The organism is Caulobacter sp. D5, from assembly GCF_003185805.1.
GTDB lineage: Bacteria > Pseudomonadota > Alphaproteobacteria > Caulobacterales > Caulobacteraceae > Caulobacter.
Genome location: NZ_QHJY01000453.1, coordinates 1 through 7,038, shown reverse-complemented (window position 1 = coordinate 7,038; position 7,038 = coordinate 1). Strand labels below are relative to the sequence as shown.

Sequence of the window (7,038 nt, the reverse complement as noted above, 5' to 3'; positions counted from 1 at the left end):
CGGGGCGCTGCTGGCGGCCAGCGGCGGGGTGGACGGCTGGCCGCGCGGCGCGGCCCTGATCGTCGCGGCCGCCTGCATCCAGCTGCGGCTGGTCTGCAACCTGCTCGACGGCATGGTGGCGGTGGAGCACGGCCGCGGAAGCCCTTTCGGACCGATCTGGAACGAGCTGCCCGACCGCATCGCCGACGTGCTGCTGCTGGCCGGGGCCGGCTATGGGGCGATGACCGCCGGCTTCTCGGGCGGCCCGGCCCTAGGCTGGCTCGCCGCCGTGCTGGCGGTGCTGACGGCCTATGTGCGCGAGCTCGGCCGAGGCCTCGGCTTTCCCGCCGACTTCTCCGGACCCCTGGCCAAGCCCCAGCGCATGGCGGTGCTGACGGCGGCCTGCGCCGTCGCCGCCTTCGAGCCGCTGTGGCGCGGACGCGGCGAGGTGTTGTCCCTGGGCCTGGCGGTGATCGCCGTCGGAACCCTGGTCACCGTGGTGCGGCGGACAGGGAACCTCGCCACGCGGCTGGCGGAGAAGGGATAGGAAAACTCAACCCTCTCATCGCAAACAAATCGCCTCCCTCGCCCCTGTGGCGAGGGCCCCTGGCGGCCGCTGCTCGGGTCGCGACCGAGGGCGAAAGGTCAGAGCAGGCTGAACGATGGATCCCCGGCACGAGGCCGGGGAAAGCAGATTTTCAGATGCGAAGGGAAGTTACCGCTTCGGACCGCGCGGGGCCGGCTTGCCGCCGGTGGTCGGACGCGGACCCTTGAAACCGGCGGGCTTGGCGGCCGGGCGGGCCGGCGTCACGTTCCCGCGCACGGCGCCCTGGGGGGCGGCCTTGCCCGCGCCGGCCTTGCTGGCCGGTCCTCTGTTCAGAGGCCCCTTGCTCGCCGGACCCTTGCCCGCCGCATCCTTGGCCGCGCCGGGGCGCGGGCCAGGCGGCTTGCCGCGCGGCGGGGCCTTGTCGACGAACTTGGTCTCCAGCGACTTCGGCTTGTGGGTCTTCGCCTTGTGGCCGTCGGTGCGGATCTTGGCCTTGGCCCAGCCGGCCTTGTAGACCTTCTTGGGCTCCTCGACCTTGGGCGTGGCGATCTGAGGGGCGCGGCCCGAGGGGGCGCGGCGCTGCACCTCGCCGCCGCGCGGACGCTCGCCGTCCTTGGCGACGCCCGGGGCGTAGAGCGGATCGGCGACGCCGACGAACTGCGGCCGGTCGCCGGTGGGCATGTTCTCTTCGGAGATCACGCCTTCGAGCAGCTCGCGGATCACCCGCGGGCCGACCTCCTCGACCTGGCCGGTCAGCAGCGTGCCCAGGGCGAACGGGCCGTAGGACAGGCGGATCAGGCGGTTGACCTTCAGCCCCACCGACTCCAGCACCTTGCGGACTTCGCGGTTCTTGCCTTCGGTCAGGGTGACCGTGATCCAGACGTTGCGGCCGCCGCCGGCCTTTTCCTGGGCCTTGTCGAGCTTGGCCTCGATCGGGCCATAGCGGACGCCCTCGATGGTCCGGCCGTCCTTCAGCTTGTCGAGCGTTTCCTGGGTGGCGTGGCCGAAGGCGCGGGCGCGGTAGCGGCGGGTCCAGGCGTTCTGCGGCATCTCCAGGGCGCGCGACAGCTCGCCGTCGTTGGTCAGCAGCAGCAGGCCTTCGGAGTTCAGGTCGAGACGGCCGACCGAGATCAGCCGCGGCAGGCCGTGGGGCAGGGCGCCGAACACGGTGGGACGGCCGCCCGGATCGTTGTGGGTGGTCACCAGGCCGGTGGGCTTGTGATAGCGGAACAGGCGGGTCTGCTGGCGGTCCTCGACCAGCTTGCCGTCGACGGTCAGCAGGTCGCCGGGGAACACCCGCACGGCCGGGGTGGTCAGCACCTGGCCGTTCAGCACCACCTTGCCGGCCTCGATCAGCCGCTCGACCTCGCGCCGCGAGGCCACGCCCGCGCGGGCCAGGGCCTTGGCGACGCGCTCGCCGCCCTCGGCGTCGGTGTCGTGCTCGACGGCGTCATGCAGGGCGGGCTGGTACTTGTCGGTCATGACCGGTGTTCCTTCGATGGGAGGGGCGCATCTCACGATGGGCGTTGAAGAAATCTCATGGCGCCGAACGCCGGAGGGATCAAGGCGCGGACTTTTCGGATCGAAGGTGATATAACAGTATATAACTTATCGATGGAGGCGGCGATGAAGTACGAACCGTTGAAGCGCCACCTCGAGGGCGCCTATGACCCAGGCGAATTGCGCATGGCCTTCGACGAGATCGAGGCCGTGCTCGGCTTTCCCCTGCCGCGCTCGGCGCGGGAGCATCAGGCCTGGTGGTCCAACACCCGCATCGGCCACACCCACGCCGCCGCTTGGCTCGACGCCGGCTGGAAGACTTCGGCGCTGGATCTCGCCGGCCGTGGAGTGACCTTCGTTCGCGAGGCTGTGCGGGGCGTGGCCGAGGGAGCAGCCCCGTTCCGACATCGCGGCGAAGACCTTGCCGTGCCGCTCGACCTGCTGAGTCCAGCGGCGGCGCAGCTGATCGATCGCCAGGCCTCCGCGGCCGGCGTCCCGCGCGACGCCGCCGTCGCCCTGTTGCTCAACGCGCTGGCTGTCGAGCGCCGCCGAGCCCTGCTGGCCGACCTGGCCCAGCCCCTGCCGGCCGGCGCGACCGACGTCGCCGTCCTGGTGCGCGAGGACCGCGATGGCCGCTGAGGTCGTGCTCGACGCCTCGGTGGCGGCCAAGCTGTTCTTCCTGGAGGCCGGCTCCGAGGCGGCTCGCGCCCTGGCCTTGTCGGACGCTCGGCTGATCGCGCCCGACCTGCTGTGGATCGAGATGGCCAGCATCGCCGCCCGGCGGGTGCGGACCGACGGGCTGGACCAGGCGCGGGCCGGACGCGCGGTTTCGGCGCTGGGCGAGATCGTCGCCGAGTTTCACCCGATGGGCGGCCTGGCCGATCACGCCTTCGCCCTGGCGGCGCGGCATGGCATGAGCGCCTATGACGCGGCCTATGTCGCCCTCGCCGAGCAGCGCGGGGCGGTGGTGGTCACCGCCGACGCCCGCCTCGTCGCCAAGGCGCGGGACGCGGGCCTCGGCGCGTATGTTCGCCTGCTCGAAGACGGAGGCCGGCCATGACCGACGAAGACGCCATGGCCCTGGCCCTGGAGGAGGCCCGCGCGGCCGCCGAGCGGGGCGAGACGCCGGTGGGGGCGGTGATCCTCGATCCAAGGACCGGCGAGGTGATCGCCAAGGCCGGCAATGGTCCGATCGCGGCGCATGATCCCACGGCCCACGCCGAGATCGCGGCCATGCGGGCGGCGGCCGCGAAGCTCGAGAACTACCGGCTGACCGACCTGACCCTGGTGGTGACCCTGGAGCCCTGCGCCATGTGCGCCGGGGCGATCAGCCACGCCCGCATCGGCCGGGTGGTCTGGGGCGCCGACGATCCCAAGGGCGGGGCGGTGGTCCACGGCCCGAAATTCTTCGCCCAGCCCACCTGCCACTGGCGGCCGGAGACGACGGGCGGCGTCATGGCGCAGGAAAGCGCCGACCTGCTGCGGGGGTTCTTCCGGGCGCGGCGGAAGGCGAAGACCTGAGCCTTCGTGCGTGATCCTCGTCCTTCGACAGGTTCAGGATGAGGATCAGGTCAGGCGCCGAGGATCATTGGAAACCTCACCCTGAGCTTGTCGAAGGGCGAGGTTTCTGCCCCTCAGTTCACCATCGCGGAACCGAGCAGCACCTTCGCGCCCTTCTTGCCCAGCACCCGGTCGGCGGCCTTCTGCATCTCGGCGCCGATATAGTCGAGGTCGGGCGGGACGCCGCGGCGCAGGCCGGCGGTGTAGGTCATCAGCACCTGGGCGAAGGCCGCGCGCAGGCGCGGGGTCGAGGCCACGGCGTACTCCATGACCTTGGGGTCCTTGGCCTCGATGCCGGTCTCCAGCGTCATCACGCCCTTGCGGCCGTCGCGGCGGATGGCCGTGGCGGTGATGGTCGGCAGGGCGAAATAGGTCGGCGGCGCCTCCTTCTTGGCCTCGTGACCGCTGGCGAAAGCGGGCGAGGCGCAGAGACCGGCGAGCGTCAGGACGGCGGCGAGGAGGGCAAGGATGCGGCGCATGGACTTCCCATAACCCGTCGTGGTTGACGTCCTCTTTACGTCTGGTGCGTCACAAACGGCGTTAACCTGGATTCCCCGTGCGTCGTTTGCGCGCGCGGCGGGCGCGAGGAGGCTGATCTTGGGACGCTTTTCACCGCAAACCCTCGACCTCGACGGCAAGGTGATCCTGGTCACCGGCGGTACGGGGTCGTTCGGTCGCCGGTTCATCGAGACCGTGCTCAGGCTGTCTGACCCGCGGAAGGTCATCATCTATTCCCGCGACGAGCTGAAGCAGAGCGACATGCAGTTGGAGCTGCGCGAGCAGTTCGACGAGGCCGCCTTCGCCAAGCTGCGCTTCTTCCTGGGCGACATCCGCGACCGCGAACGCCTGACCCTGGCCCTGCGCGGCGTCGACATCGTCATCCACGCCGCGGCGCTGAAGCAGGTGCCGGCCGCCGAGTACAACCCGTCCGAATGCATCCACACCAACGTGCTGGGCGCCGAGAACGTGGTCTGGGCCAGCCTCAACAATGGCGTCAAGCAGGTGATCGCCCTGTCGACCGACAAGGCCTGCAACCCGACCAACCTCTATGGCGCCACCAAGCTGGCGTCGGACAAGACCTTCGTGGCGGCCAACAACCTGTCGGGCGACATCGGCACCCGCTTCGCCGTGGTCCGCTACGGCAACGTGGTGGGCTCGCGCGGCAGCGTCGTGCCGCTCTATCGCCGCCTGCTGGCCCAGGGCGCGACCGAGCTGCCGATCACCGATCCGCGCATGACCCGCTTCTGGATCACCCTGACCGAGGGCGTCGACTTCGTGCTGTCGTCGCTGAACCTGATGCGCGGCGGCGAGATCTTCGTGCCCAAGATCCCGTCCATGGCCATGCCTGACCTGGTGAAGGCCATGTCGCCGACGGCGGGGATCAAGGTCATCGGCATCCGCCCTGGCGAGAAGCTGCACGAGATCATGATCAGCGCCGACGACTCGCGCTCGACCGTGGAGTTCGACGACCGCTTCGCCATCGAGCCCAATTTCGCCGAGTTCGGCCGCGTGCCCTATTCGGCGGCCGATGGCGCCAAGCCTGTCGCGGAAGACTTCTCCTACAGCAGCGACAACAACCACGACTGGCTGAGCGCCGACGGCCTGCTGGCCATGCTGGAGGAGAAGGCGGGCTGATGGCCCGGCCTTTCCTCCCCTATGGTCGCCAGACCATCGAGGACGACGACGTCGCCGCCGTCGCCGCCGCCCTGCGGGCCGATTTCCTGACCACCGGCCCGACGGTCGAGGCCTTCGAGACGGCGTTCAAGCAGAAGGTCGGCGCCGAGCACGCCATCGCCGTCTCCAACGGCACCGCCACCCTGCACCTGGCCATGCTGGCCCTCGGGGTCGGCGAGGGCGACGTCTGCATCGCCCCGTCTGTCACCTTCCTGGCGACGGCCAACTGCGCCCGCTATGTCGGGGCCGAGGTGGTGTTCGCCGACGTCGATCCGGCCAGCGGCCTGATGACCCCCGACACCCTGGCCGACGCTCTATCGCGTGCGGGCGAGCGCCGCGTGCGGGCCGTGCTGCCGGTGCATCTGCGCGGCGACGTCTGCGACCTGCCGGCGCTGAAGGCCATGGCCAGCGCCGCCGGCGCGGTGCTGGTCGAGGACGCGCCGCACGCCCTGGGCTCGACCGCGACCTTCGGCAACGAAGAGCACCCGGTCGGCGACGGCGCCTATTCGGCCTTCGCCAGCTTCTCGTTCCATCCGGTCAAGACCCTGGCCACCGGCGAGGGCGGCATGCTGACCACCAACGACGCGGGCCTCGCCGCGCGCGCCCGTAGTCTTCGCGGCCACGGCATGGTCCGCCCGGCGGGCGCCGAGCCCTGGGTCTACGAGATGCCGGAGCTGGGCTTCAACTACCGCATCCCCGACGTGCTGTGCGCCCTGGGTCTCTCCCAACTGGCCAAGCTGGACCGCTTCGTCGAGCGCCGGCGGACCCTGGCGGCCCGCTACGGCGAGCTGCTGGCCCCGCTGTCGCCGCTGGTGCAGCTGGCGGCCAGTCCGACCGGGTCGAACCCGGCCTTGCACCTGCTGACCGTGCTGATCGACTTCGAAGCCGCCATGACCACCCGCGCCGCGGTGGTCGACTCCCTTAAGGCGCAAGGGATTGGCAGCCAGGTCCACTACATCCCCGTGCACCGCCAGCCCTACTATGTGAACCGGTATGGCCTGGCCGATCTGCCCGGCGCCGACGCCTGGTATGACCGCTGCCTGACCCTGCCGCTCTATCCGACCATGGACGACGGCGACGTCGACCGCGTGGTCGAGGCGCTGGCGCGGGCGCTGTCCCTCTAGAAACCTCTCCCCATGGGAGAGGTTCCTAGAGGTTGGCCCTCAGCCCGCCGCATAGATCTCGATGACGGGCGCGATGTCGGTGAAATTGGCGACATCGGCGTGCAGGCCGGGCGCGGCCGGGCTTTCCAGGCAGGCGCGCATGGCGGCCTCGTCGCGGAAGGTCAGGTGCGCCATGGCCACGAACGGCGCCGGACCGCCGTCCAGGGCCGACACCCCGCGATAGACCCGGGCGTCCAGCAGGCCGGTCTCGGCGAGAGCCTCGCGCACCATGCGGATGTGGGTGCGGGCGTAGTAGTCGTGGTCGAAGCGCGCGCCGTCGCGGGCCGGATAGACGATGCTGATGAAGGCCATGGCGAGTTCCGGACCGGTCGCGAAAAGGGCCGCCAGATTGGCCGCCCGCGCGCGAGGGTCAAGCTCCCATAAACACCTCTCCCAGAGGGAGAGGGAGGGACCCAGGCGAAGCCTGGGAGGGTGAGGGGTTAGGAACGGCGGCCGGTGGCGCGCCGTCGTCTCCGCGAGATTTTCGGGATTATCCGGGGAGGGCGTACCCCCTCACCCTCCCACGCCTGCGGCGCGGGCCCCTCCCTCTCCCCATTGTTCAGACCGGGGACATCCGTGACAGGTGTTCGGAGACATCCGTGACACCTTTTCCGA

General features: G+C 70.4%; 9 protein-coding genes. 6 read left to right on the top strand and 3 right to left on the bottom strand.

Annotated features, from left to right (window positions below):
• A partial coding sequence (locus tag DMC18_RS23480; RefSeq protein WP_110133360.1) for a CDP-alcohol phosphatidyltransferase family protein occupies positions 1 to 526 on the top strand: 526 nt, incomplete at its 5' end.
• 168 nt (positions 527 to 694) lie between these two features.
• Here DMC18_RS23480 and DMC18_RS23475 read toward each other — a convergent pair.
• Positions 695 to 2,008 (bottom strand): pseudouridine synthase, encoded by a 1,314-nt coding sequence (locus DMC18_RS23475; protein ID WP_110133359.1) that lies wholly within the window; start codon positions 2,006 to 2,008, stop codon positions 695 to 697.
• A 144-nt stretch (positions 2,009 to 2,152) separates the two neighbouring features.
• Between DMC18_RS23475 and DMC18_RS23470 the strand changes: the two genes are divergently transcribed.
• From DMC18_RS23470 to DMC18_RS23460, 3 genes are read left to right on the top strand one after another with little or no spacing between them, the layout of a single operon-like run.
• Positions 2,153 to 2,665: a hypothetical protein gene (locus DMC18_RS23470; RefSeq protein ID WP_146218192.1), complete on the top strand. Its 513-nt coding sequence runs from the start codon at positions 2,153 to 2,155 to the stop codon at positions 2,663 to 2,665.
• On the top strand, positions 2,655 to 3,086 hold the full coding sequence (locus DMC18_RS23465; protein ID WP_110120172.1) for a type II toxin-antitoxin system VapC family toxin: 432 nt from the start codon (positions 2,655 to 2,657) through the stop codon (positions 3,084 to 3,086). The genes DMC18_RS23470 and DMC18_RS23465 overlap by 11 nt, the downstream gene beginning before the upstream one ends.
• Positions 3,083 to 3,547, top strand: coding sequence for a nucleoside deaminase (locus DMC18_RS23460; protein ID WP_110120173.1), 465 nt, complete (start codon positions 3,083 to 3,085; stop codon positions 3,545 to 3,547). Before DMC18_RS23465 ends, DMC18_RS23460 begins: the two co-directional genes overlap by 4 nt.
• 113 nt (positions 3,548 to 3,660) lie before the next feature.
• On the opposite strand, the gene DMC18_RS23455 is transcribed toward DMC18_RS23460, so the two are convergent.
• Positions 3,661 to 4,065, bottom strand: coding sequence for a hypothetical protein (locus tag DMC18_RS23455; protein WP_110120174.1), 405 nt, complete (start codon positions 4,063 to 4,065; stop codon positions 3,661 to 3,663).
• 118 nt (positions 4,066 to 4,183) lie between these two features.
• Between DMC18_RS23455 and pseB the strand changes: the two genes are divergently transcribed.
• Together pseB and pseC are read left to right on the top strand one after the other, a co-directional pair.
• Positions 4,184 to 5,221, top strand: a complete 1,038-nt coding sequence (gene pseB / locus DMC18_RS23450) for a UDP-N-acetylglucosamine 4,6-dehydratase (inverting) (RefSeq protein ID WP_110120175.1) — start codon at positions 4,184 to 4,186, stop codon at positions 5,219 to 5,221.
• The gene (gene pseC, locus DMC18_RS23445; protein ID WP_110120176.1) at positions 5,221 to 6,384 is read left to right on the top strand and encodes a UDP-4-amino-4,6-dideoxy-N-acetyl-beta-L-altrosamine transaminase; all 1,164 of its coding nucleotides are present in this window, start codon (positions 5,221 to 5,223) and stop codon (positions 6,382 to 6,384) included. The genes pseB and pseC overlap by 1 nt, the downstream gene beginning before the upstream one ends.
• A 39-nt stretch (positions 6,385 to 6,423) precedes the next feature.
• Here pseC and DMC18_RS23440 read toward each other — a convergent pair whose 3' ends face one another.
• A complete protein-coding gene (locus tag DMC18_RS23440) occupies positions 6,424 to 6,735 on the bottom strand; it encodes an EthD family reductase (RefSeq protein ID WP_110120177.1) in 312 nt (103 codons plus the stop codon).
• Positions 6,736 to 7,038: the final 303 nt, after the last annotated feature.

What these genes read in the sequence shown, in the direction of transcription:
- DMC18_RS23475 (WP_110133359.1), bottom strand. Translation starts at nt 2,008, where the DNA reads ATGACCGACAAGTACCAGCCCGCCCTGCATGACGCCGTCGAGCACGAC.
- DMC18_RS23470 (WP_146218192.1), top strand. Translation starts at nt 2,153, where the DNA reads ATGAAGTACGAACCGTTGAAGCGCCACCTCGAGGGCGCCTATGACCCA.
- DMC18_RS23465 (WP_110120172.1), top strand. Translation starts at nt 2,655, where the DNA reads ATGGCCGCTGAGGTCGTGCTCGACGCCTCGGTGGCGGCCAAGCTGTTC.
- DMC18_RS23460 (WP_110120173.1), top strand. Translation starts at nt 3,083, where the DNA reads ATGACCGACGAAGACGCCATGGCCCTGGCCCTGGAGGAGGCCCGCGCG.
- DMC18_RS23455 (WP_110120174.1), bottom strand. Translation starts at nt 4,065, where the DNA reads ATGCGCCGCATCCTTGCCCTCCTCGCCGCCGTCCTGACGCTCGCCGGT.
- pseC (WP_110120176.1), top strand. Translation starts at nt 5,221, where the DNA reads ATGGCCCGGCCTTTCCTCCCCTATGGTCGCCAGACCATCGAGGACGAC.
- DMC18_RS23440 (WP_110120177.1), bottom strand. Translation starts at nt 6,735, where the DNA reads ATGGCCTTCATCAGCATCGTCTATCCGGCCCGCGACGGCGCGCGCTTC.